The sequence below is a fragment of the Pseudomonas sp. ML2-2023-3 genome (assembly GCF_037055275.1).
GTDB lineage: Bacteria > Pseudomonadota > Gammaproteobacteria > Pseudomonadales > Pseudomonadaceae > Aquipseudomonas.
Genome location: NZ_CP146343.1, coordinates 4,370,857 through 4,395,000, shown reverse-complemented (window position 1 = coordinate 4,395,000; position 24,144 = coordinate 4,370,857). Strand labels below are relative to the sequence as shown.

Genomic DNA, 24,144 nt, shown 5'->3' with positions numbered 1-24,144 from the left:
CGTTTGAGATTTGAGAGGGGCTGCTCCTAGTACGAGAGGACCGGAGTGGACGAACCTCTGGTGTTCCGGTTGTCACGCCAGTGGCATTGCCGGGTAGCTATGTTCGGGAAAGATAACCGCTGAAAGCATCTAAGCGGGAAACTTGCCTCAAGATGAGATCTCACTGGAACCTTGAGTTCCCTAAAGGGCCGTCGAAGACTACGACGTTGATAGGTTGGGTGTGTAAGCGCTGTGAGGCGTTGAGCTAACCAATACTAATTGCCCGTGAGGCTTGACCATATAACACCCAAGCAATTTGAGTCGAAGAGACCAGATTGCGGTGTGTGAAGACGATACAAACCGAAAGTTTGCGACTCACAAAACACCAGACTATTACATACCCATTCGCTGGAGCGTAAACCGAAAGGTGAACGACCTGGCTACCGAATTTCTTGACGACCATAGAGCATTGGAACCACCTGATCCCATCCCGAACTCAGAAGTGAAACGATGCATCGCCGATGGTAGTGTGGGGTTTCCCCATGTGAGAGTAGGTCATCGTCAAGATTAAATTCCAAACCCCCTGTCTGCTAACGCAGACAGGGGGTTTGTTTTTGGGCCGAGAAAAGTGGTGGTAAGTTTTAAACAGTGATCAGCACGCTTTTACCTTCTGTAAAAGCAAAAAAACCACCTTGAGAGGTGGTTTTTTTGGAGCGATTTATTCAATCACCGTAGTAGATGCAACCACTGGTGCAGGTTTCATGAATTCGTATCGCAGATAATTCTGGTAGCAAAGGCTTGAGCTGTTGCCAGATCCACTTTGCCAGCACTTCGCTCGTTGGATTTTCCAGACCCGGAATATCGTTCAGGTAGTTGTGATCAAGCAGCTCATAAAGTGGTTTGAAAATCGCTTTGATCTCTGAGAAATCGCGAATCCAGCCGGTGGCCGGATCGATATCACCGCTTAAATGGATTGCCACCTTGAATGAGTGACCATGCAAGCGGCCGCATTTGTGGCCTTCAGGCACGTAAGGCAAGCGATGCGCAGATTCGAAGGTAAACTCTTTGAAAATTTCCACAATATTTATAGCTCTTGAAAGGTGACTATCGCCTGAGCGATGAATACAGGGCGGCAGTTTAGCAGTTAACGCCCAGCGCAGGTGCATACCTCCCGCAATCCGGGGGGGGGGCAGTTGATTCAGCTTCAATTAAGCCAATACATTTATGCTCCATGTTTTTGATATCGCACAAATGACATTGAACGGAGGCCGCAGAGGCGAGTGATGACAGTGAACCTACGAGTTGGCGGATTTATCGTGTTGGTGTTCTCTGCGTTCTGTTCTTTGGCCATTGCGCGGGACCTGGGGCAGGACGAGGCGCTGCGTTTACGTGAGCAAGGCCTGATCCAGCCGCTAGAGCTACTGCTTCAAAAAGCCCTTGAGCGCCACCCGGGTGCAAAATTGCTGGAGGTAGAGCTGGAGGAGGATGACGACGTTTATGTTTACGAGGTCGAGTTGCTTACGACCAGTGGCGTTGTGCGCGAGATCAAACTGAACGCCAGTAATGGTCAATTGCTCAAAGACGAGGTAGATGATTAATGCGGTTGCTGCTGGTAGAAGATCACGTTCCATTGGCTGACGAACTGATGGCCGGGTTAACTCGCCTTGGCTATGCAGTTGATTGGCTGGCCGATGGGCGTGATGCTCTTTATCAAGGGCAGAGTGAACCCTATGACCTGATTATTCTTGATCTGGGTTTACCGGGGATGTCCGGCATTGATGTGCTCAAGCAGTGGCGTACACAAGGGCTGGCCACGCCTGTTCTGATTTTGACGGCGCGCAGCTCCTGGTCCGAGCGCATTGATGGCCTTAAAGCCGGTGCCGATGATTATGTAACCAAACCTTTTCATCCTGAAGAGCTGCAACTGCGGGTGCAGGCACTCTTGCGCCGCTCTCACGGTCAACCGAATCAGCCGTTATTGAAATCCGCAGGGCTGCAGTTGGATGAGGCGCGTCAATGCGTACTCAAAGATGGGGCCGAGGTGCAATTGACCGCTGCCGAGTTCCGTCTTCTGCGGTATTTCATGTTGCATCCGCAACAGATCCTCTCTAAAAGCCACTTGGCCGAGCATCTCTACGATGGTGAGACTGAACGTGATTCCAATGTTTTAGAGGTCCACGTGAACCATTTACGTCGCAAGCTCGGGCGTGAAGTGGTCGAAACCCGTCGTGGCCAAGGCTATATTTTCGGTGCTGTCGGCCAGTGAAGTCCATTCAGAGGCCTTTGAGCCTGGGGTTGGTCAGCGTTCTGCTGGTTGCAGGTCTGGTCGTAGGTCAAGTCAGTCTCTGGCTATTTGAAAGTGGCCTCCAGCGTTATCTGGAGTCAGGCCTGAAGAACGACAGTGAGAACCTGCTGATAGCTTTGAGCCGTGGCCCCCAAGGCTTGCAGTTGGATGAACGACGGTTGTCATCTGCTTATCAGCGGCCATTTTCTGGACACTATTTCAGTATCGAGTTCGGTGATACTCACTGGCGCTCGCGTTCGCTTTGGGACGCTCAACTACCGCGTCCCAGTGAGCCTGGGCTGAGCAGCGAGTTACAGCCCGGCCCAGAGGGGCAGATGCTGCTGGTCATGCGCAGTGATTACCAGCGCCTTGGCCTGGCGGTCTCCATCAGCGTTGCCCAGGACTACACACCCATACGTGAAAGTTTCAGGCAGGTTCAGCGGATCGGTCTGGGGGTGGGCGTCATGGCCCTGATTGTTATTTTGCTGTTGCAGCGTATTACCGTTCGCCGCGCTCTACGGCCATTGGAAACTGCACGTAAACAAATCGCTCAGTTGCAGTCAGGTCAGCGCTCGCAGCTTGATTCGCGGGTCCCCCTTGAGCTTGAACCCCTGGTCACGCAAATAAACCACTTGCTGGCCCATACCGAAGACAACCTCAAGCGCTCGCGCAATGCGTTGGGCAACCTGGGCCATGCACTTAAAACCCCATTGGCGGTATTGATCAGCCTGGCCAACGATCCGCGGCTTGCAGCTTATCCGCAGATACAAACTACATTGCGAGAGCAGTTGGACCAGATACAGCAGCGCATGAGCCGCGAGCTCAACCGTGCGCGTCTTGCGGGCGATGCCTTGCCGGGTGCGCAATTTGATGCTGATACGGAGTTGCCAGGGCTCCTGTCGACCCTTGGCATGATTCACGGCGAGCATCTGCAATTGACGCACAAGGTTGCGCCGGGGCTGCATTTGCCTTGGGATCGTGAAAACATGCTCGAATTGCTCGGTAATCTATTGGATAACGCCTGCAAATGGGCGGACGCCCAAGTCGAACTGAGTATTGGCCAGACCGTGGACGGGTTTGTGATTGAAGTCCAGGATGATGGGCCGGGCATTCCTGAGGCCGAACGTGATCAGGTGTTCAGTCGCGGTACGCGGCTTGACGAGCAAGCCAGTGGTCACGGTCTGGGCCTTGGAATCGTTCGGGACATCGTTGAAGCGTGGGGGGGAGTTATGCAGCTTGAGACAGCTGAGATGGGCGGCCTGATGGTTAGAATCAAGCTCCCAAGACGAACGAAAAAGGCGACGACGGCTTAAAACCGTCATCGCACGACGGATCAGACGCGAAATTGATCCATCAATTTTTGCTGCTGGTTGGCCAGTGAGTTCAGCGCCTGACTGACCCGGGCCGACTCATTGGCCTGTTCAGACAAAGACTCCGTTACATCCCGAATAGTGGAAACGTTGTTGTTGATTTCCTCTGCAACGGCACTCTGTTCTTCAGCCGCGCTGGCAATCTGCAAGTTCATGTCGGTAATCACGGTGACGGCATCACCGATTTGCTGCAAGGCCGTCACCGCCTGTCCTACCTGCTCCACACTGCCCTGAGCCTGGCGATGGCTGTTATTCATGGAACTCACTACTTCCTGAGTCCCGGCTTGCAGTTGTTCGATGACCTGCCGGGTTTCCTCAACGGATTCCTGAGTCCGGCGTGCCAGGTTGCGGACCTCGTCGGCCACCACGGCAAATCCGCGCCCGGCTTCGCCTGCCCGCGCCGCTTCAATGGCAGCATTCAAGGCGAGGAGGTTGGTCTGTTCGGCAATGGCGCGAATGACCTCCAGTACTGAACCGATTTTTTCACTATTGGCAGCCAGCCCTTCAACTTGCGTCATGGCCACGCTCATATCTGCAGCCAGATGGTCGATGCTGGTCGTGGTGCGGTCAATGATCGTCAGCCCTTGTCTGGTCGCCTGATCGGCATCACGAGCGGCCTGAGCCGCCTGTGCAGCGCTGCGTGCGACATCCTGCGCCGTTGCGCTCATTTCATGGGAGGCCGTGGCCGCCTGGTCGACCTGACGGTACTGCTGCTCCATACCAGCGCTGGTCTGGGTGGCAATGGCCGCCGACTGATCGGCGGTGCTGCGCGCGTCCTGTACCGAGCGTTTAACTTCGGCAATGGTCGGTTGCAGTTTGTCGAGGAAGCGGTTGAACCAGCTGGCGAGCTGTCCAAGTTCGTCTTTTTTGTCGTATGCCAAGCGCCGGGTCAGGTCGCCTTCTCCGCTCGCAATGTCTTCAAGCATGTTGGCCACGCCAAGGATCGGACGTGTGACGCTACGGGCCAGCAACCACACCAGCAGAAGCCCGATGATGGCTGCCAGAGACCCCCACGCCAGCTCGGTCAAGGCTCCGGCCCTGTTGCGCTCGTCCAGTTCTGCTTGCAGGGCCTGTGCCGGTCCGACCAGGACAGCTTCAGGCACGTAGAGCAATACGCCCCAGGATTTGCTGCCCGGGATCGGCAGGAAGGGAGTCAGGACTTTCAGGCGTTGCTCGCTGCGAATGCTTTGTACCTGATCACCTTTGGCCATCATGCGGATCAATTCAGCGCCATCACTGGTGTCTACCTGATCGAGACGCTGGGCAAGTTTGCTGGCATCAGCACTGAAGCCGGCGAGTATCCCGGCCGAGCTGATAATGCCAACGCGGGTTTCGCCGTCGTACAGTTTTTGGCTGGCTTGCAGGCTAATGGCTTGCAAGCTGTTGAGATTGATATCAACCGACAGTGAAGCAATGACTTTTCCGTCAACAATCAGGGGGAAAACGATGCTGGTCAGTAATACGTTTTGCCCGTCGATCTCATAGAAATAGGGCTCGATGATGCACGGTTTGCGCGTAGTGCGCGGGCAGGTGAACCATGTGTTGTTGGCCTGGCCGCTGGGCCCGGTGCTGGTATCGACCATGTCTGATTCGGGCAGCGCCATCGAGCTCAGCTTGCCCGGTGTCGGTTGCGACCAGTAAAGGGCAAAGCGTCCTTTGTCATTGCTGCCCAGTTCTTTTTGATGGTCGAACAGTGAGTCCTTGCCATCCAGCGCGTTGGCTTCAAATACCAGCGACAGCCCCAGCAAGTCCGGATTGGCCTGCAAGGCCGCTTTAACCTGGCGCGTCAGGTCTTCACGCAAGTCAAAGGCATCCAGAAAGCGCTTTTCAGATTGCTCACGCAAGAAAAGGACTTGTCGGGCGAATCCATTACCGTACTGGTAGGCATCCATAAACTGGCGACTGATTGCCAGTGCCTGGGCTTCACCTTGAGCCTCGATACGGGCTTGCGCAGACTCGTTCAGCATCCTTGAACTTGAGGCCTCTACCAGATCGGCAGTGTGATCCATGCGATAGAGAGAAAGTCCCACCAGCAGGGTGACTACGCCGATCAGGCTGAGTCCGGCGAGGAGGGTGATTTTCCATTGGATGGAAAGCTGTCTGAGCGACATGGATGCATCCTAAAAAGAGGCTTTCACTGTTAGCGGCCGCGGGATGTTTTTCTTTACGCAAAAACCTGACTTATTAGCGTTTTACCCGGTCTTGAAAACAGCGATTTAGCCCTTTAAATACTAGGGTTAAGGCCTGTCGGGATGGATTGGCCGGATGCCTTTGGCCTGCGCTTTGACAAGGCGCTGGAGGTGCTGCAAAGTGTGCGCCCCCAAAAAGGTCCACCCTTCCAGATCCGGCGATTGGAACAGTCGTCTTTTGCCCGAAATTTTCCGCTTTACGGTGTTTTATCGTGGTGCGCGCTATGAGGTTGTAATAATGAATGCAGTAATTGCCGCGGTCGGCATCATGCTGGTGCTCAGTTTGTCCCGTGTGCACGTGGTCATCGCACTGATTGTGGGTGCCGTTGTTGGCGGTCTCGTAGGCGGGCTGGGTATCGAGGCAACACTCAATGCTTTCAATGGCGGGTTGGGCGGTGGTGCTCAGGTGGCGTTGTCCTATGCCATGCTGGGTGCTTTTGCAGTGGCGATAGCCAAGTCGGGCATGGCCCATGCCCTGGCAGACAAAGCGCTGATGATGGTCAACAGGCAGCATGCGGCCGGTGGCAATCGCGTCAAATGGCTGTTGATTGGCTTGCTGCTGGTAGTGGCTGTTTCTTCCCAGAATATTCTGCCGATCCATATCGCGTTCATTCCTTTGCTGGTTCCGCCCCTGTTGTATGTACTGACCAAGCTGAACATTGACCGCCGATTGATTGCCTGTGTCATGACCTTTGGCTTGATCACGCCGTACATGTTCTTGCCGGTGGGGTTTGGCAATATCTTTCTCAATCAGATTTTGCTCGCCAACGTCAGCAAAAGTGGCGTTGATATCAGCGGGGTCAATGTCACCCATGCGATGGCAATCCCGGCTTTAGGGATGTTGTTTGGGTTGTTGGTGGCGGTTTTCATCAGTTACCGCAAAAAACGCGAATATGACCTGGCCAAAATCGAACAGGTTGAACAGGTTGCCGTCAGCTATAACCCGCGCACCTTGCTGGTGGCAGGTGCGGCCATTGCGGCGGCGTTTATCATTCAGCTGTGGCTGGGCTCCATGATTATTGGCGCGCTGGCGGGTTTTCTGATTTTTTCGGCTTCGGGGATCGTGCGTTGGCGCGAGACGGATGATTTGTTTACCGAAGGCATGAAGATGATGGCCATGATTGGCTTCATCATGATCGCAGCCTCGGGTTTTGCCGAAGTCCTGAAAGCCACCGGCGAGGTCAAATCACTGGTTGAAGCTTCTGCCGGCTGGATCAATAACAGCAAGGGCGTGGGTGCTCTGCTGATGTTGCTGGTTGGATTGCTGGTCACAATGGGTATCGGTTCGTCATTTTCCACTGTGCCGATCCTGGCGGCTATTTTTGTGCCGCTGTGCGTTCAGCTGGGTTTCAGTCCAATGGCCATTGTTTGCATCGTCGGCACAGCGGGCGCCTTGGGCGATGCAGGTTCTCCGGCATCGGACTCCACCCTTGGGCCCACTTCCGGCTTGAATATTGACGGCCAGCATCACCATATCTGGGACACCGTAGTGCCTACTTTCCTGCATTACAATTTGCCGCTGCTGGCCTTTGGCTGGGTGGCGGCAATGGTTTTGTAAGGCCTCTGCGGGCCGGGCTTCAAGGCAGTTCGATGCGGCCGGTTTCACCGGGTACTGTCGGCCAATGCCCTGTGGCCCAGCGGGTTCTAGCCTGTTCGATGAGGGCTGGATCGCTGGCGACGAAGTTCCAGTTCATGCGGCGCGGACCATCGAGGGCCGCTCCGCCGATCAACACCATATGGCTGTCACTCATCGCGCACAGGGTCATGGCTTCTCCGGCAGGCAGTAGCACCAGGCAGCGTGGCTCGATGGTCTGGCCCTCCAGCTGCACTTCACCTTCCAGCACGTACAGCGCACGCTCCGGGTGTTCCGCCGGAACAAGCAGCGTTGTGGCCGTTTGCATCTGCACTTCGGCGTACAGGGTCGGTGAGAGCACCGGCACCGGCGAGCTCAAGCAAAACCCGGTGCCTGCAATCAGGCGAATCATTACTCCCAGGGTCTCACTGACGGGCAAGCTATTGGCATCATGATGGCTGTAGTGGCTTGCGCCTTGTTCGTGTTCCCTGGGAGAAGCCAGCCACACTTGCAGCCCATGCAGGCTTGAGCCTTGCGCCAGTATTGAGGCGGGTGTTCGTTCAACGTGAGCAATGGCCGCGCCCGCGGTCATCCAGCTGACTTCGCCGGGGCCAACCTGCTGGTCGGAGCCCAGGCTGTCCTTATGCTGCAGTTGGCCTTCAAACAGATAGGTCAAAGTGGACAGGCCGATGTGCGGATGCTGTCGGATATTCATCCCGTGGCCGGGTGGATAGTGGGTAGGCAGCATGTGGTCGAAGAATACAAAAGGCCCGACGCTGCGGCACTTGGCCGAGGGCAGAGGGCGCAAGATCGGTTGGCCTTCGACATCTTCGGCCTGTGGCCGAATTATGGTCAATGTGTGCATTTGAAGGTGCCAGCGGGGGAGAAGCGTTGAGCATAACCCAACGCTTCCCGGGCCTGCAGGTAGAACCTGTGCGTTACTGGCTGAAAGCACCTTCAGATAGATGGGTCTCGATGGTGATCTCGGCGGTAGTCATCAATTTATGCACCGGGCACTTGTCGGCCACGTTGTGCAACTCATCGCGCTGGGCATCGGTCAACACGCCTTTTAGCGTCAGTTTGACGTGCAGGGCGTATTTCCCTTTCTGTTCTTCGCTGGCGTCGTGTTTGACTTCGACCGTGACCCCGGTCAGCGGGATCTCCTTTTTTTGCGCATAGAGCTTGAGTGTCAGCGCCTTGCACGCACCGAGGGCGGCATCGAAGTAATCATGGGGAGAGGGAGCAGAACCGTCGCCGCCCAGGGACGTGGGCAAATCGGTGAAGACTTCGTGATCGTCGATTTTGATGCTGTGACGAAAACCCTCGTGGGATACGGTATTAACGGTAACAGTCATGGCAAACCTCGTAGTGGCAGAGATAACGGTCCTGATCTTTATAGAGCATCCCGGGAGCCATGCGTTCCATCATGCAAAAAAATGCCCCGGACTGGAAAACCAGCCGGGGCATTTTTATTTCGCGAGGGGAGGGCTTATTTGCCAGCCCAGCGCTTCAGTACCAGAGTGGCGTTTGTGCCACCGAAGCCGAAGCTGTTGCTCATCACATTGTTCAACGTGACGTTCTCGCGGGTCTTGGTCAGGATCGGCATGTCAGCGACAGTCGGGTCCAGTTCCTCGATGTTTGCAGAGCCGGCGATGAAGTTGCCTTCCATCATCAGCAAGCAGTAGATCGCTTCGTGAACGCCTGCGGCGCCCAGTGAGTGACCCGACAGGCTTTTGGTCGAGCTGATGGCCGGAGCCTTGTCGCCGAATACCGCGCGAACACCTTCCATTTCCTTGACGTCGCCTACCGGAGTAGAAGTGCCGTGGGTGTTGAGGTAGTCGATCGGGCCGTCAACGGTAGACATGGCCATCTGCATGCAGCGGATGGCGCCTTCGCCGCTTGGGGCAACCATGTCGTAGCCGTCGGATGTCGCGCCGTAGCCGACGATTTCGGCGTAGATCTTGGCACCACGCGCCAGGGCGTGTTCCAGTTCTTCAACAACAACCATGCCACCACCACCGGCGATGACGAAGCCATCACGGTTTTTGTCGTAGGCACGGGACGCTTTTTCAGGCGTGTCGTTGTATTGAGTGGACAGCGCGCCCATGGCGTCGAACAGGAACGATTGGCTCCAGTGTTCTTCTTCGCCACCGCCCGCGAAAACGATGTCCTGCTTGCCCAGCTGGATCTGCTCAACCGCAGTACCGATGCAATGAGCACTGGTGGCGCAGGCAGAGGAGATCGAGTAGTTCACGCCCTTGATCTTGAAGGGAGTGGCCAGGCAGGCAGAAACGGTGCTGCCCATGGTCCGCGTAACGCGGTACGGGCCAACGCGCTTGACGCCTTTTTCGCGCAGGATGTCCAGCGCCTCCATCTGGTTCAGGGTCGACGCGCCACCCGAGCCGGCGATAAGGCCGGTACGCGGGTTGGAGACTTGCTCCTCGGTCAGGCCCGAATCAGTGATGGCGTCTTTCATGGCCAGGTAGGCGTAAGCCGCTGCGTGGCCGACGAAGCGATAGATCTTGCGATCGATCAGCTCTTCGAGAGGCAGGTCAATGGAGCCGGAAACCTGGCTACGCAGACCCATTTCGGCATATTCCGGGTTGAATCGGATGCCAGGGCGACTTGCACGCAGGTTAGCGGAGACGGTCTCTTTGTCATTGCCCAGGCACGAAACGATGCCCAGACCAGTGATAACGACGCGGCGCATGCGGATAACCCTTAAAAGTTGTCAGTGGAAGTAAATACGCCGACCCGAAGGCCTTCGGCAGTATAAATCTCGCGACCGTCGACAGTGACCGAACCATCGGCAATGGCCAGGTTCAGCTTGCCCTTGAGGACGCGCTTGATTTGAATGTTATAGGTGACTTTCTTGGCGGTCGGCAAGACCTGGCCGAAGAACTTCACTTCGCCCGAACCCAGGGCACGCCCGCGGCCCGGCAGACCTTGCCAGCCCAGATAGAAGCCGACCAACTGCCACATGGCGTCGAGCCCCAGGCAACCTGGCATCACCGGATCGCCTTCGAAATGGCAGGCGAAAAACCACAGGTCCGGGGTGATATCCAGCTCGGCGACCAATTCACCTTTGCCGTACTTGCCACCCTCTTCGCTGATATGGGTGATGCGATCCACCATCAGCATGTTAGGGGCGGGCAGTTGCGCGTTACCTGGGCCGAATAGCTCGCCGCGGCTACAGCGCAGCAAATCTTCCCGAGTAAAGGCGTTTTGTTTGGTCATGCGAGCTCCTCAATAATCCCATGCGGCAGGGTGGGGCAAATCTTCCCGACCAACTGAAACATACGAGTTCCAGTTCGCCAGCCTACACATAGACTATTGCGTTGTAGTGAAAGTCACAGCGCAAAGGGCAAGAATGTACACTTGTGCACTGAAAATTTAAATCGGGCCGGTTCAGTGGCCCATTCGGGTGCCTAAGACTGCCGCACTTTTGTGTTTAACGCCAGTCGCAGGTGGCCTTTTAGCCATAAGTTACTGGACCCAGCGCAGCAGAATTTGCTCCAGATCAGCTCGTTTGAACGGCTTGGCAAGGTAATCGTTCATTCCGGCCTGCAGGCAGGTTTCCCGATCACCCTGCAAGGCATTGGCGGTCAGGGCAATGATGGGCAGGGTCATGCACCCGGGCAGTTGGCGGATTTGCCGGGTAGCTTCGTAGCCATTGATGATCGGCAGGCGACAGTCCATCAGGATCGCGGCAAAGCGCTCGGTGTTGGCGAAATGAATGGCCTGCGCGCCATCACTGACCATGCTCACTTCGTATCCCAGGCTGCTCAGCATGGCTTCAATGACGGTCTGATTGACCTGGTTATCTTCCACCAGCAAGATTTTACGCCCGGGCGCACACGTCGCTTCCGGCTCAAGTTCAGGCCTTTGGCTGTGTTCTACAGGCTGGTGCAACTCCAGCGGGATTTCCAGGGTGAACACTGAGCCGCGGGTCTCTTCACTGGTGGCGTGCAGCGTGCCACCCATGCGTTCAGCCAACGTGCGGGCGATGGGCAGGCCCAGCCCTGTGCCACCATAGCGCCGCGAAATCGAGCTGTCGGCCTGCTGGAAAGCGGTGAACATGGAGTCCAGTTTTTCGCTGTTGATGCCAATACCGCTGTCGCGTACGACACAGGTAAACCAGATCAATTCGTGATCCAGACGCTGCCAAAGCGGTTCGATACTGATCTGCCCGTGTTCGGTAAATTTCAGCGCATTGCCGATGAGGTTGACCAGGATTTGCCTGATCCGCGTCGGATCCCCCAGTACGTGCAAATCCTGCAAGCCTTCTGAGAGGGTCAGCTGCAAGTGCAGGCCGCGCTGTGCGGCGCTGTGCTGGAAAGCCTGAGCGCAATTGCTGACCAGTTCTGCGAGGTTGAAGGGGATGCGCTCCAGTTCAAGCGCTGACCGTTCGATTCGTGAGAAGTCGAGGATGTCGTTAATGACCTTGAGCAAGTGCTCGGTGGACTCAGACGCCAGGGCGGCATATTCAGCCTGTTCCTCTGTCATCTGCGTGGTTTCCAGCAGTTGCAGCATTCCCAGTACGCCATTCATCGGCGTGCGAAGCTCGTGGCTCATCATGGCCAAAAAGTCGGTTTTGGCCCGGTTGGCCCGTTCGGCTTCTTCGCGGGTCTGAATCAGCTGAGCAATGGCGGCATGTTGCTCTCGGCTGGCTTGCTCAAGCCCATCGGCCAGATTGTTGATGTGCTGGGCCAGACTGCCCAGTTCGCCATCGTCGACGACTGGCAAGGGCGTGGAGTAGTCGCCCTGCTGGATGGCCTTGACCGCTTTGCTCATGTCACTGATGGGCTTGGACAGGTTGGACGCCAGGCGCCTGGCCAACAGGTAGGTGAAGCCCAGGGCAAACAAGGCAAGGATCACGGCCTTGAGCAGGATTTCTTGTTGACGGGTGCTGAACGCCTCCCCGGACATGCCAACCAGCACCCGGCCCAGATAGTCTTCTACCGGTGCTGGTGTCTGGTTATGACTGAGCAAAAAATATTCGCCCGAAGGGCTCTTCTGTAATCGCACTGACGCCTGGAACACTTCTACCTGCGAGCCTTGATCAGCGCCGGGCGGGGAGTGCTCTGCCTGTGCCAGCACCTCGTTTGTACGGTTCTGTACCTGCACAAACTGTACGTGGGGGATGTTCAACGAAGCGTTGATCAGGGTTTCCAGAACGTGGGTGTTCCCCGTCATGAGCCCGTACTCGGTGGCAGGCGCCAATTGGTTGGCGATCAACTGGCCTGTGTGCTTGAGCTCCTGGCGCAAATCCTGGATTCGTACGAACGTAAAAAAACTGATCAACAACAAGGTCAATAACAACGCCGGGCCCAGGCTCATCATCTGCGTGCGGGTGTGAATATCCCACCGACTGCGAGCCATCATGGCAGGGTGTCTCCGACAGTCACCTTGCAGCCAGCAAATACCTCTCCCATATACGTTGTCGTCCTTGACCTGCAGTCGTTCATGTTGAAGTGCAGCAAAGCTGCCTCTTGAAGGTGAGTACCTGAGCGGCATGTTAACCGAGGTCTTGCACTTTTTCAGTCAAAGCCATCTATATGCTATGGGGCTGGTCGCGGGGCATGTGCTCCGTATAATGCCGCCATTGCCACGCTAGATGGAAAACGGGATTGCATATGACTGAACAGCACGCTATTGCGGTCTTGGGAGGCGGAAGCTTTGGCACCGCCGTGGGCAACTTGCTGGCAGAAAACGGTCATCGTGTGTATCAGTGGATGCGCGATCCGGAGCAGGCCGAGGCCATTCGCCTGAATCGCGAAAACCCGCGTTACCTCAAGGGCATCAAGATCCATCCCGGGGTGGAGCCGGTTACTGATCTCAAGGCGACGCTCGATGCCTGCGAGCTGTGTTTTGTGGCCTTGCCGTCCAGCGCCTTGCGCAGTGTGCTGGCCGAACACGCAGAGCGTTTGAGCGGAAAAATGCTGGTCAGCCTGACCAAGGGCATTGAAGCGCACAGTTTCAAACTGATGAGCGAGATCCTTGAAGAAATCGCCCCGCAGGCACGTATCGGCGTTCTGTCCGGGCCCAATCTTGCCCGTGAAGTTGCCGAGCATGCGTTGACTGCCACCGTGGTCGCCAGTGCCGATGAAGACCTGTGCAACCGCGTGCAGGCGGCATTGCATGGCCGAACATTTCGCGTCTATGCCAGTGCCGACCGTTTTGGGGTGGAGTTGGGCGGGGCGTTGAAAAACGTTTACGCAATCATCGCCGGCATGGCCGTGGCGCTGGGTATGGGGGAGAACACCAAGAGCATGCTGATTACCCGTGCCTTGGCCGAGATGACCCGATTTGCCGTTAGCCAGGGTGCCAATCCCATGACTTTCCTCGGCTTGGCGGGTGTAGGCGATTTGATCGTCACCTGCTCATCCCCCAAGAGCCGCAATTATCAGGTCGGGTTTGCCCTGGGTCAGGGCCTCAGCCTGGAAGATGCCGTCACTCGACTGGGCGAAGTGGCCGAAGGGGTGAATACCCTCAAGGTGCTCAAGGTCAAGGCACAGGAACTGAACGTCTACATGCCCTTGGTTGCTGGCCTGCACGCGATTCTGTTCGAGGGTTACACCCTGGATCAGGTCATCGGGCAGTTGATGCGCGGCGAACCCAAGACGGATGTCGATTTTATCTCCACCAGCGGTTTCAACTAAGCACCAAGGGAGCAGCACATGAACGACACTAAAAACGCACCCAAATACGAGTCACTCGTTTTGCGCGTGCTCTGGATGCTGGTTTTTTTGCTGGTCTGGCAAGTCGCGCAACTGGTGCTTGGCGGGCTGGTGCTGGTGCAGCTGATTTACCGTCTGATCTACGGCGCACCCAACGGCGGCCTGATGAATTTTGGCGACAGCCTGAGCCTTTATCTTGCGCAGATTGGTCGGTTTGGCAGCTTTCACACCGAGCAAAAACCTTGGCCTTTTGCCGATTGGCCAGCCCCTCGTGCCCCGGAAGGTGAAGCACCTTACGCGCAGGCCGCCAAGGGCGAAGAGACCAAGCCATGAAGATCTGGATCTTGCGTCACGGCGAAGCCGAGCCTCACGCCCGGCGCGATGCCGAACGCGAACTCACGGCCCATGGTCGTGAACAGGTGCTGCACAGTGCAGCCTTGCTGATTGGCCAGCCACTGGACAGCATCCTGGTCAGCCCTTATGTGCGGGCGCAGCAAACCGCTGAGTTGGTGCGCAAGGCCCTTGGTTTTACCTGCGACCTCATCACCGTGCCGTGGCTGACACCCGAAAGTGAGCCCAAGTTTGCGGTCAGCAAGCTGCCGGACAGTGGCAATGTACTGCTGGTCAGTCATCAGCCATTTGTGGGCGACTTGATCAGCCTGTTGCTGCATGGTCATTTGCGTCAGCCCCAGCCGATGCAGACGGCCAGCCTGGTGGAGCTTGAGGGTGAATGGCCGCTGGCTGGCAGCATGACCTTGATCGGTGTTCATCACCCCTGATCATTGCAGCGGTTGCACATTTTGGTCGTAGTGAAAGATAGTTGGGGCGGATGAATGGCATTTTGGTGGCTGTGTTGAGCGTCAATCACGCCGCCGCCCCTACTCACTGACCAAGGAATGACTGCATGATTTCGTGGACGACTCCGCCTGACCTGGCGCGCCTTAATGAATTGCGCAAAAACACCATTTGCGACGTGCTGGACATCACCTTCGATGCCTTCGACGACGACTCCATCACTGCAAGCATGGTGGTCGATCACCGAACTCACCAACCTTTTGGCCTGTTGCATGGCGGCGCATCGGTGGTTCTGGCGGAAACCCTGGGTTCGATGGCCAGTTTTATGTGTATCGATACCCAGAAATTCTATTGCGTGGGCCTTGAGGTCAACGCCAATCACCTGCGTGGCGTGCGCAGCGGCCGGGTGAGCGCAGTCGCACGTCCGGTACACATGGGCCGCACAACCCACGTCTGGGACATCCGCCTGAGCGACGACAGCGGCAAACTCAGTTGCATTTCCCGCCTGACCATCGCCGTTGTACCCCTGGGTGAAAACCCGCCCGCGCGGTGATCAAACGGCCAGATAATGGCCGTATTGTCGTCACTCATGGCGCATACGGTCATTGATATGAAGAATTTTCCTACAGACAATAAGGCGTACTTCCTACATTTGGACGCCTTGTATGTCTCGGCAGATTTTTTTCGCCCATGCCAACGGCTTCCCTTCGGCCACGTATGGCAAGTTGTTCAGTGCCCTTGCGCCGGATTTCAGCGTGGTTCACCTGTCACAGCACGGGCATGACCCGCGTTATCCGGTGGACAACAATTGGCACAACCTCGTCGATGAACTGATTTACCACCTGCAACAACAAGCAGAACCCGTGCTGGGTGTGGGTCATTCTCTGGGCGGTATGCTGCACTTGCATGCCGCTATCCGTTGCCCGCATCTGTACAAGGGCGTGGTCATGCTGGATTCGCCCGTGCTGACGCGCACCGATCAGTGGGTGATTCGTGCGGCCAAGCGTTTTGGCCTGATCGATCGCCTGACCCCTGCCGGCCGCACTCTGGGGCGGCGCGAAGAGTTTGCCGACCGTGAGACGGCGCGAGCCTACTTTGCGGGCAAGTCACTGTTCCGCAGCTTTGACCCGGACTGCTTCGAGGCTTACCTGGAGCACGGGTTGCAACCTGTTGATGACCGCTTGCGGTTGAGCTTCGACCCGGCGACCGAAATCGATATCTATCGCAGCGTCCCTGACACCAGTCCCGGCAGGGCCTTTCAGTTGCAGGTCCCGCTGACGGTGGTGCGAGGGCGCGACAGTCGAGTGGTCATGAATCATCATGCCAAAGCCGTTTCGCGCATGCCCAATGGCGAGTCGCTAAGCGTACCGGGCGGACACATGTTTCCGCTGGAGCAACCGCAGGACACCGCCCGCCTGCTCAAACAGATTTTTGCCCGCTGGGAACTTCGTCATTCCGGCCTTTGAAGAGCACTTTGCATGAGTCCTGTGGTTGAAGAAATTCGTCTGAGCCTGCCGCATATCGAGTTGGCTGCGCACATTTTTGGCCCCGAGGATGGCGTGCCCGTGATTGCCCTGCACGGTTGGCTGGACAACGCCAATAGCTTCGCCCGACTGGCGCCAAAGCTTTCGGGCCTGCGCATCGTGGCGCTGGATCTTGCCGGGCATGGCCATTCGGATCATCGCCCGCGCGGGGCAGGGTATGGGTTGGCGGACTACGCCTTTGATGTGCTGTGTGTGGCCGAGCAATTAGGCTGGGAGCGATTTGCACTGCTGGGGCATTCGCTGGGGGCGATTGTCTCGGTGGTTTTCGCCGGATCGTTTCCGCAGCGCGTGACCCGACTGGCGCTGATTGATGGCATTGTGGCGCGCAGTGGCCCCGAAGGGGACGTGGCTGAGCGAATGGGTCAGGCGCTGCAGGCGCAACTCGGCCTGGAGCACAAGCGCAAGTCGGTGCACCCGACCCTCGATCGCGCCGTTGAAGCGCGGATGAAAGGCCTGGTCGCCGTCAGCCGGGAAGCTGCAGAGTTGCTGGCCCAGCGCGGTTTGATGCCGGTCCCCGGAGGTTATAGCTGGCGTAGCGACAGCCGCCTGACATTGCCCACACCATTGCGCATGAATGACGAACAGGCCATGTCCTTTATTCGGCGTGTGAGTTGCCCGGCGATGCTGGTGGTGGCCGAGCAGGGCATGCTGGCCAGCCATTCCGAGCTGCTGGATCGACTACCCTTCAACCTGGAACGGTTGCCGGGTGGCCATCATTTGCACCTGAATGACGAAGCGGGGGCGATCCTTGTTGCAGACTGTTTCAATCGGTTCTTCGCCGTTCCTTGACTTGCGGCTACCAACTGTCGAGGCTTGGCGGGTTGAAATGGGAGACGACCATGATAGATCTCTACACCGCTGCGACCCCGAAAGGCCATCCGGTCTCTATCGTGAGGATGCTGAGCCACACGCTAGCTCTCGGTGAAGTATGCCGATGAAAATACCCAATCGTTTTATCCTGGCCTTGAGCCTGAGTTGTCTGAGCCCGTTACTCTGGGCCAGCGATGTGCCCGGTAGCCAGGATTTGCCTGACGTACCGCGTCTCGCGGATGCACAAATTGTCGATTATTCCGTCAAGCCTGACATCGAACGCATTTACCCGATGGGCTCGATCCGCAAGATCAGCGGTCGCCTGCGTTTTGAGGGGCAGGTCAATACCCGTGGCCTGACCACGGCCATCACCTACGAGCTGCCTGCAGAGCACTCGGCCACTGAAGCCTTTACCGCTGCCCGTGAGGCGTTGCAGGAACAGGGCGCCGAACTGTTGTTCTGGTGCCAGGCCCGTGACTGTGGCGAAAGCAGCTTGTGGGCCAATGAGGTTTTCGGTAACTCCAAACTGGTCGGTTCCGATGAGCAGCAATCCTACTTGTTGTTACGTCGCGCAGCTCCCCAGCAGAACCAGCTGGTTGCCTTGTACGGGATCAATCGCGGCAGTCGCAAAGGCTACCTGCATGTGGAGCAACTTCAGGCGAGCGCCGATCTGGGTGAACTGTTGCCTACTTCGGCTACCTTGCAGCGCCAGTTGAAAAGCACGGGTGAGCTGGACTTTCCCAAGCTTGCAGGCGAGCCGGATGCACAGTGGCTGACATTAATCTCCAGGGCATTGAACCTTGATTCAACTTCCCGAGTCAGTTTGACCGGTGCCAAGGCTTCCGCCTGGCGCGATGCGTTGATCAACAACGATGTACGGGCTGCCCGAATGGAGCTTGGCGACAGCGATGCCAAAGGGCTGCGTATCGAGTTACTGCGCTAGACCCTTGTAAACGACGGCTACACTCTGGGTAGTCGTCGTCCTTCTTTGATTTCTGAATTTTCTGTGGAACACACATGCTCAATAACGATCGCCTGCTGGTGCAGATTCTGCTCCTGGTGTTGTTCGGTGCCAGCCTGTGGGTGATGGCGCCATTCTGGTCGGCCTTGTTCTGGGGCGCGGTGCTGGCGTTTGCCAGCTGGCCCCTGATGCGCCTGCTGACACGTTTGCTCGGAGGGCGCGAGTCGCTGGCTGCGGGCATCCTGACCCTGGGCTGGATGTTGTTGGTGGCCGCGCCGCTGGTGTGGCTGGGGCTTAACCTGGCAGACCATGTGCGCGATGCCACAACCTTCGTCAAGGATGTTCAGCTCGAAGGCTTGCCCGACGCTCCGAGCTGGCTGGGCGGTATTCCCATCGTGGGCGAGCGCCTGGTCGGCATCTGGAACACCATTGACGAGCAGGGCGCTGCGCTGCTCCTGGCAGTCAAACCTTACCTGGGGCAGGTGGGCAACTGGTTCCTGGCCCGAAGTGCACAGATTGGCGGCGGCATTCTTGAGCTGACGTTGAGCATTGTCTTTGTGTTCTTTTTCTACCGTGACGGGCCGCGGCTGGCGAGCTTCGTCCATGGTCTGCTTGAGCGACTGATTGGCGACCGTGCCGACTACTACCAGGAACTGGTGGCGGGCACCGTACAGCGTGTGGTCAATGGTGTGATTGGTACCGCTGCAGCCCAGGCGTTGCTGGCGCTGATCGGCTTCCTGATCGCGGGCGTCCCCGGCGCACTGGTGCTGGGGCTGGCAACGTTCCTGCTCAGCCTGATCCCGATGGGGCCGCCGCTGATCTGGGTTCCCGCCACAGCCTGGCTTGCCTGGAAAGGCGAGTACGGGATGGCGGTCTTCCTCGGTATCTGGGGCACCGTGATCATCAGTGGTGTCGACAACGTGCTCAAGCCTTACCTGATCAGTCGCGGCGGCAACCTGCCGCTGGTGATCGTACTGCTCGGTGTGTTTGGCGGGTTGATAGCCTTCGGCTTTATCGGCTTGTTTATCGGTCCGACCTTGCTTGCCATTGCCTACAGCCTGCTGGTGGACTGGAGCTCCAGCCAGCAGAACAAAGGCAAGGTCTAGCCGAACTTGGGTCCGGAACGGGTGTTGTTGCCCTTGGCCAGTCGGTCGTAAAGCACCACATTGACCGTGGCTGCGAGGTTCATGCAGCCAGTGGTCGGGATGTAAATCACGTCTTCGCACCATTCCAGCACGTCTTTGCCCAGTGAGCCGTCCTCGGGGCCGAAAATATAGATCGCCCGGTCCGGATGGGTGTATTCAGGCAAGGAACGTGCGCCCTCGACCATTTCTACCGCGACCGGAATGCAGCCCAGCGGGATGATCTTTTTCAGGTCGTCGATGCCGATCAGCGGGATGTCCTGATGGATTTTCTTGGTATCGGTGACAAAGTCGCGAGCACGTTCGTAACGCTTGCCGGTGTAAAACACCGAGGCAACGCTGTAGCAACCAGCCGCACGCATCACCGAGCCGACGTTTTCTGGCGATTTGGGGTTATACAAACCAATGCAGCTGTACCGTTTGTTTGCCACTTGCCCGAGCCCTTGCGAAAAAAAGACGCGAGTATACGGCATTGGTACGGGGTGGGCTGCTATCTGTAGTCGCTGCCCCAGGCTGCGAAGGGATCTGTGGGGACTCCAAGAAAACGGGTTGCTCCGCAACCCTTCGCAGCCTGCGGCAGCGACTACTTAAACAACGCTTTACTCGTCTTTCTTCATCAAACCGGCCAGTGCGGCGAACGGGTTGTGGGTGGCCTTGGCAATTTTCGGGCTGCTGGTGGAGCCTTCCGCAAAGTACTGCTGGTCGGTGTAGCGCGAGTGCTCGTTGTCATGGCAGTACAGGCACAGCAACTCCCAGTTGGAGCCGTCTTGCGGGTTATTGTCGTGGTTGTGGTCGCGGTGGTGAACGGTCAGCTCGCTCAAGCGCTTGCCGGCAAATTCACGGGTGCAACGGCCGCACACGTGGGGGTACATTTTCAGGGCCTTGTCGCGATAGCCCATTTCACGGTCACGCTGGGCATCAGCCAGAATGCGGTCCAGCTTGGCGGTGTGGGAGGGTGGATTCACCGAACTCATGGGTTCACCTTGTAAGACAAATGACGGTTATGTCGTTAAGTTTAGCTGTTGATCAGCCTTTGATTTTTTCTGCAATCCAGATGGTGTGTCGGGTGCCCTTGTTGCCGTGGGCAAACACCTGGACTTCTTCAGCCTTGAATCCGGCTTTGCGCAGCTTGTCCGAAAACTGTTTGTCGGCACTGGCAGACCATACCGCCAGGACGCCTTTTGGGCGCAAGGCCTTGGCGCAAGCACTCAGGCCACCCGCCGAATACAGCCAGCTATTGGCTTTTTGAGTCAGGCCTTCGGGGCCGTTGTCGACGTCGAGCATGATCGCATCAAACCCGTTGGGCTCGGCTTGCAGCACCTTGGCCACGTCTTCCATGCGGATCACGGTACGCGGGTCTTGCAGGGGGTTGCCCGATTTTTCGCCCAACGGTCCGCGATTCCACTCCACTACGCCTGGCACGAGTTCGGCGACCACCACTTCGGCAGTCTTGCCCAAATGCTTGAGTGCCGAAGCCAAAGTGAACCCCATGCCCAGACCGCCGATCAGTACCCGCGACTGCGGGCGGCCAGCGACTTTGCGGCAAGGGATCTCGGCCAGCGCGTCTTCGGAGCCGTGCATGCGCGTGTTCATCAGTTGGCCGCCGTCGCCGCCCTGAATCTTGATCACGAAGTCTTCGCCATACTCGAACAGGCACAAGGCGCCGCCGTTTTCGGGGATCGGAGTGGTGTCGAGCAAAACAAAACGTTTCATGGAAATCTCATTGAGGGGGGCAAAAACCTCAGGTTACGAGTAGCCTGAGGGCAGACAAGCCGGTCTGGCAACGGAGTGATTGATGAAACGCACTATTCTAACGGCCATTGCAGGGAGCGCGCTCTTGATAAGTGCAGTCCAGGCAACGGAATTGACGACTGTCCCGAGTGCCCCCGTGACCGCCGCGCCGGGTTCACCGGGCACTGCCACGCCAACCCCGTACCCGCAAGTCACCCCGCGCGCCGTGCCCAAGCCGGTTGCCGGGAGTGGCAGCCTGATCCCGCTGCCCCCGATTGATCTGCCGCAACCGCCCAAAGACCAGCCGCTGCCGGGGCTTGAACTCAAGGACGGGAAGGGTAAGGCACTGCAAGACTGACCGCTGACAAAAGCCTGTAGCCGCTGACGAGCGAAGCGGCTACAGGTGTGCTCAGCTAATCCCGAGCACCTTGAACACAAATGCGTATTCCAGTGCCACGTCGCGCAAACCCTGATAGCGACCGCTCATCCCGCCGTGTCCTGCTTCAAGTTCGGTCTTGAGCACAAGCAGATTGTCGTCAGTCTTGGTGGCGCGAAGCTTGGCCACCCACTTGGCCGCTTCCCAATACTGGACGCGGCTGTCGTTGTACCCGGCAATCACCAGCATCGCCGGATACGCTTGTGCCGTGATGTTTTCGTACGGTGCGTAGGCTTTGATCCGGTCGTATACCTCAGGCTCTTGCGGGTTGCCCCATTCGTCATACTCGGTGACGGTCAGCGGCAAGTCCGGGTCGAGCATGGTGTTGAGCACGTCCACAAATGGCACTTCGGCAATCGCCGCCTTGAACAGCTCGGGGCGTTGATTGAGCACTGCGCCAATCAGCAGGCCGCCCGCACTGCCACCACTGATGACCAACTGTTCGCTTCGGGTCAGGCCCTGATCGATCAGGTGTTCGGCACAGGCGATGAAGTCGCTGAACGTGTTGTGCTTGTGTTCCTGCTTGCCTGCGCGGTACCAGGCCTCACCCAGTTCGCCGCCCCCGCGCACGTGGGCAATGGCAAAGGCTACGCCGCGATCCAGCAGGCTCAGGCGGGCGTGGGAAAACCACGGGTCGAGACTCTCGCCGTAGGCGCCGTAGCCATACAGGTAGAGCGGCACAGGCTGGCCCACCACGTCGCGCTTGACCACCAGGCTGATCGGCACCTGGGTGCCGTCTGGAGCGGTGGCCCACAGGCGATGGCTTACATAATCATCGGCATTGAAGGGTCCCAGCACCGGTGTTTCCTTGAGTACGACTTGTTCGCCGGTATTGAGCGTCAGTTGCCGTACTTGCGCAGGGCGATTCAGCGCCTCATAGCGCAGGCGGATGTGTGCGCTATCAAATTCCAGGCTGTCCTGAACATACAAGCTGTAGGCGGCGTCCGGTAATTGCACGCGATACGACGGCAAACCGTTGGGGCGGACTTCGATGATCGGCAACCCACCTTCGCGCAGGCTCAGGCACAAGGCTTGGGCGTTCAGGCTCAAGCCTTCCAGCATTACGCTGTCGTGATGGGCGATCAGAAGCTGCCAGTCACAGCGTGTCGGCACCTCGCCAAAGGCGTAATACAGCGCAAAGTTGATCCCGTCCTGGTTGGTGCGGATAAACCACGCCCATTGCCCCTCGTGCAGGCCGTGATCGACGCTGTAGTCGTGCCCTTCAACCCGTGCCGCTAGGCAGCTAAAGGCCTGGTGCGGCTGATTGGCGTCCAGCACCCAGCTTTCACTGGTGGTTTTGCTGTTGAGCAGCAGAATCAGCTGGCGCTCGGAACTCGAACGATAGCAATGCAGGAAAAAGCGTCCGTCCGGCTCATGAAATACCTCGTGGGCGTCTGTCTCGCCCAAGGTATGACGCAATAGTTTGTGTGGGCGATGGGTGTCGTCCAGTTCGGCAAAAAACAGCGTCTGGCTGTCATTGGCCCACGTCATGCTGCCATCACACTCTTCAAACGGCAGCTCGGTGACTGCGCCGGTGCTCAGCTCTTTGACAAACAGGCGATAGACCTCTTCGCCGCTGGTGTCCAGGCTATAGGCAAGGCGCTGGTGATCCGGGCTGATGCTGAAGGCGCCCAGAGAAATAAAGCCGCCCGCGGCCAAGGCGTTCGGGTCCAGCAGCAAGTGCTCTGCGTTTTCGTCGACCTGCTGGCTGTCATCGGCCGGGCGCGGGCAGCGGTAATGGCGAGCATACTCATCACCGGCGTTGGTGCGCGTGTAATACAGATACGGCCCCCAGGGCGAGGGCAGCGACAGATCGGTCTCGCGAATTCGGCCCTTGATCTCTTGAAACAGCGTCTCACGCAATTGGGCCTGGTCGGCCAGTTGCTCCTCCTGATAGCTGTTTTCGGCTTTCAGGTAGTCCAGAACCTCATCGCTATCGCGATTTTGTAACCACGAGTAGGGGTCTGAACCCTCGACTTTATGTGCGATAGGGGCGCTATTTGCGTAGGCTGATTCGGTCATTGAGTGTTCTCTGAAACCTGCATGAAAAGAAGTGGAGCTGACGGCGTTGCAGCCGCACTGTCTAAAAGCCGTTATCATAGCGTCTCATTGCCTGCCGACCATGGATACCATGACCGAGAACGACTATCTGATCGCATGGGGCCTTTACGCCTTTGCTGCTGCGGGCTGCCTGCTCGTATGGTGCCGAATGACCCGCTTCATGTGGCGCTGGTTGCGCGAGCCGCTGCGTGTGTTAATGGCTGTGTTGCTGTTTAGCCCGACCATCATTGACCCGGTCAAGGAGCAGTTTGCACCGGCAGTGGCGATCACCGCCCTGGACCTGGCCTTCAAAGTCGGCAACAACGTTTGGCGCGCCGTCTCTGACTTGCTGATGTACACCATTATCGCGTTTTGTGTGTACGCCGTATTTGCGTTGATCCGCTGGCCCATCGAGCGCGCCAGCAAGGCTCGCAAGGCACAGGCCGACGCGTCGGCACAAGCGGCTAAACACGATCCTGAAGACGACCAGCCTTTTGGCTCGGCTGGCAATGATCGTTATGTGCCACCTGGCGCGTCGCGTGCATCGGCCCCGTCCCGGGTCGAGCCGCGGTTGTAATCCTATTTCGTCGAGCCTGAATGCGAGTGTGCG

24 protein-coding genes, 2 rRNA genes and 2 pseudogenes (1 of these 28 only partly in view) are annotated in these 24,144 nt (G+C 57.5%); 16 read left to right on the top strand and 12 right to left on the bottom strand.

Annotated features, from left to right (window positions below):
• Together V6P94_RS20310 and rrf are read left to right on the top strand one after the other, a co-directional pair.
• Positions 1-279: ribosomal RNA gene (locus V6P94_RS20310) — 23S ribosomal RNA — on the top strand; it begins 2,613 nt to the left of the window's first position.
• Between the two features lie 151 nt (positions 280-430).
• Positions 431-546: ribosomal RNA gene (gene rrf, locus V6P94_RS20305) — 5S ribosomal RNA — on the top strand.
• Between the two features lie 155 nt (positions 547-701).
• Here rrf and queD read toward each other — a convergent pair.
• Positions 702-1,058, bottom strand: coding sequence for a 6-carboxytetrahydropterin synthase QueD (gene queD, locus V6P94_RS20300; RefSeq protein WP_019410510.1), 357 nt, complete (start codon positions 1,056-1,058; stop codon positions 702-704).
• Between the two features lie 204 nt (positions 1,059-1,262).
• On the opposite strand from queD, the gene V6P94_RS20295 reads away from it, so the two are divergent.
• Genes V6P94_RS20295 through V6P94_RS20285 form a run of 3 tightly spaced genes read left to right on the top strand, consistent with a single transcriptional unit; the run spans position 1,263 to position 3,576 of the window.
• Positions 1,263-1,577: a PepSY domain-containing protein gene (locus V6P94_RS20295; protein WP_133078948.1), complete on the top strand. Its 315-nt coding sequence runs from the start codon at positions 1,263-1,265 to the stop codon at positions 1,575-1,577.
• Complete coding sequence (locus V6P94_RS20290; RefSeq protein ID WP_133078949.1) at positions 1,577-2,245, top strand: response regulator transcription factor; 669 nt, start codon at positions 1,577-1,579, stop codon at positions 2,243-2,245. The genes V6P94_RS20295 and V6P94_RS20290 overlap by 1 nt, the downstream gene beginning before the upstream one ends.
• A complete protein-coding gene (locus V6P94_RS20285; protein ID WP_338648506.1) occupies positions 2,242-3,576 on the top strand; it encodes an ATP-binding protein in 1,335 nt (444 codons plus the stop codon). Before V6P94_RS20290 ends, V6P94_RS20285 begins: the two co-directional genes overlap by 4 nt.
• Positions 3,577-3,596: 20 nt before the next feature.
• Here V6P94_RS20285 and V6P94_RS25110 read toward each other — a convergent pair.
• Positions 3,597-4,109 (bottom strand): annotated as a pseudogene (locus tag V6P94_RS25110) (methyl-accepting chemotaxis protein); the annotation flags it as partial.
• Positions 4,110-4,454: 345 nt separating this feature from the next.
• Positions 4,455-5,525 (bottom strand): annotated as a pseudogene (locus V6P94_RS25105) (HAMP domain-containing protein); the annotation flags it as partial.
• Between the two features lie 535 nt (positions 5,526-6,060).
• Between V6P94_RS25105 and V6P94_RS20275 the strand changes: the two are divergent.
• Entirely contained in the window at positions 6,061-7,380 is a 1,320-nt protein-coding gene (locus tag V6P94_RS20275; RefSeq protein WP_133078952.1) for a Na+/H+ antiporter family protein, read from the top strand.
• A gap of 19 nt (positions 7,381-7,399) precedes the next feature.
• Here V6P94_RS20275 and V6P94_RS20270 read toward each other — a convergent pair whose 3' ends face one another.
• From V6P94_RS20270 to V6P94_RS20250, 5 genes are all read right to left on the bottom strand, one after another.
• Positions 7,400-8,260, bottom strand: a complete 861-nt coding sequence (locus tag V6P94_RS20270) for a pirin family protein (RefSeq protein WP_338648501.1) — start codon at positions 8,258-8,260, stop codon at positions 7,400-7,402.
• A 73-nt stretch (positions 8,261-8,333) separates the two neighbouring features.
• The gene (locus V6P94_RS20265) at positions 8,334-8,750 is read right to left on the bottom strand and encodes an OsmC family protein (RefSeq protein ID WP_133078954.1); all 417 of its coding nucleotides are present in this window, start codon (positions 8,748-8,750) and stop codon (positions 8,334-8,336) included.
• A gap of 134 nt (positions 8,751-8,884) precedes the next feature.
• Positions 8,885-10,105, bottom strand: a complete 1,221-nt coding sequence (fabB, locus tag V6P94_RS20260) for a beta-ketoacyl-ACP synthase I (protein ID WP_016781684.1) — start codon at positions 10,103-10,105, stop codon at positions 8,885-8,887.
• A gap of 11 nt (positions 10,106-10,116) precedes the next feature.
• Positions 10,117-10,632, bottom strand: coding sequence for a 3-hydroxyacyl-[acyl-carrier-protein] dehydratase FabA (gene fabA, locus V6P94_RS20255; protein WP_003210552.1), 516 nt, complete (start codon positions 10,630-10,632; stop codon positions 10,117-10,119).
• Positions 10,633-10,881: 249 nt separating this feature from the next.
• Positions 10,882-12,780: an ATP-binding protein gene (locus V6P94_RS20250; RefSeq protein ID WP_219263217.1), complete on the bottom strand. Its 1,899-nt coding sequence runs from the start codon at positions 12,778-12,780 to the stop codon at positions 10,882-10,884.
• 251 nt (positions 12,781-13,031) lie between these two features.
• On the opposite strand from V6P94_RS20250, the gene V6P94_RS20245 reads away from it, so the two are divergent.
• The 8 genes from V6P94_RS20245 (at position 13,032) to V6P94_RS20210 (ending at position 19,291) form a co-directional block, all read left to right on the top strand.
• Positions 13,032-14,057, top strand: coding sequence for an NAD(P)H-dependent glycerol-3-phosphate dehydrogenase (locus tag V6P94_RS20245; protein ID WP_133078956.1), 1,026 nt, complete (start codon positions 13,032-13,034; stop codon positions 14,055-14,057).
• A gap of 18 nt (positions 14,058-14,075) precedes the next feature.
• Positions 14,076-14,408 carry a DUF4389 domain-containing protein gene (locus V6P94_RS20240; RefSeq protein ID WP_133078957.1) on the top strand — a complete coding sequence of 111 codons (333 nt, stop codon included), beginning with the start codon at positions 14,076-14,078 and terminating at the stop codon, positions 14,406-14,408.
• Entirely contained in the window at positions 14,405-14,854 is a 450-nt protein-coding gene (sixA, locus tag V6P94_RS20235; protein ID WP_133078958.1) for a phosphohistidine phosphatase SixA, read from the top strand. The genes V6P94_RS20240 and sixA overlap by 4 nt, the downstream gene beginning before the upstream one ends.
• Before the next feature lie 125 nt (positions 14,855-14,979).
• Positions 14,980-15,423, top strand: a complete 444-nt coding sequence (locus tag V6P94_RS20230) for a hotdog fold thioesterase (RefSeq protein WP_326397599.1) — start codon at positions 14,980-14,982, stop codon at positions 15,421-15,423.
• 112 nt (positions 15,424-15,535) lie between these two features.
• Positions 15,536-16,336 (top strand): alpha/beta fold hydrolase, encoded by an 801-nt coding sequence (locus V6P94_RS20225; protein WP_133078960.1) that lies wholly within the window; start codon positions 15,536-15,538, stop codon positions 16,334-16,336.
• A gap of 12 nt (positions 16,337-16,348) precedes the next feature.
• Positions 16,349-17,203, top strand: coding sequence for an alpha/beta hydrolase (locus V6P94_RS20220; protein WP_133078961.1), 855 nt, complete (start codon positions 16,349-16,351; stop codon positions 17,201-17,203).
• Positions 17,204-17,348: 145 nt separating this feature from the next.
• Positions 17,349-18,167 (top strand): DUF4892 domain-containing protein, encoded by an 819-nt coding sequence (locus tag V6P94_RS20215; RefSeq protein ID WP_338648494.1) that lies wholly within the window; start codon positions 17,349-17,351, stop codon positions 18,165-18,167.
• Between the two features lie 74 nt (positions 18,168-18,241).
• Entirely contained in the window at positions 18,242-19,291 is a 1,050-nt protein-coding gene (locus V6P94_RS20210; RefSeq protein ID WP_133078963.1) for an AI-2E family transporter, read from the top strand.
• Here V6P94_RS20210 and V6P94_RS20205 read toward each other — a convergent pair.
• The 3 genes from V6P94_RS20205 to V6P94_RS20195 all read right to left on the bottom strand — a co-directional run bounded on the left by V6P94_RS20205 (position 19,288) and on the right by V6P94_RS20195 (position 21,040).
• Positions 19,288-19,758, bottom strand: coding sequence for an RNA methyltransferase (locus tag V6P94_RS20205; protein ID WP_133078964.1), 471 nt, complete (start codon positions 19,756-19,758; stop codon positions 19,288-19,290). The two genes, V6P94_RS20210 and V6P94_RS20205, sit on opposite strands and share 4 nt — an antisense overlap.
• A gap of 168 nt (positions 19,759-19,926) precedes the next feature.
• Positions 19,927-20,301: a YajD family HNH nuclease gene (locus V6P94_RS20200; protein ID WP_019828707.1), complete on the bottom strand. Its 375-nt coding sequence runs from the start codon at positions 20,299-20,301 to the stop codon at positions 19,927-19,929.
• A gap of 52 nt (positions 20,302-20,353) precedes the next feature.
• Positions 20,354-21,040, bottom strand: coding sequence for a spermidine synthase (locus tag V6P94_RS20195; RefSeq protein ID WP_010656469.1), 687 nt, complete (start codon positions 21,038-21,040; stop codon positions 20,354-20,356).
• A gap of 82 nt (positions 21,041-21,122) precedes the next feature.
• Between V6P94_RS20195 and V6P94_RS20190 the strand changes: the two genes are divergently transcribed.
• A complete protein-coding gene (locus V6P94_RS20190; RefSeq protein ID WP_133078965.1) occupies positions 21,123-21,416 on the top strand; it encodes a hypothetical protein in 294 nt (97 codons plus the stop codon).
• Positions 21,417-21,467: 51 nt separating this feature from the next.
• On the opposite strand, the gene V6P94_RS20185 is transcribed toward V6P94_RS20190, so the two are convergent.
• Entirely contained in the window at positions 21,468-23,516 is a 2,049-nt protein-coding gene (locus V6P94_RS20185; protein ID WP_338648485.1) for a S9 family peptidase, read from the bottom strand.
• A gap of 100 nt (positions 23,517-23,616) precedes the next feature.
• On the opposite strand from V6P94_RS20185, the gene V6P94_RS20180 reads away from it, so the two are divergent.
• On the top strand, positions 23,617-24,111 hold the full coding sequence (locus V6P94_RS20180; RefSeq protein WP_133078967.1) for an MFS transporter: 495 nt from the start codon (positions 23,617-23,619) through the stop codon (positions 24,109-24,111).
• Positions 24,112-24,144 lie beyond the last annotated feature (33 nt).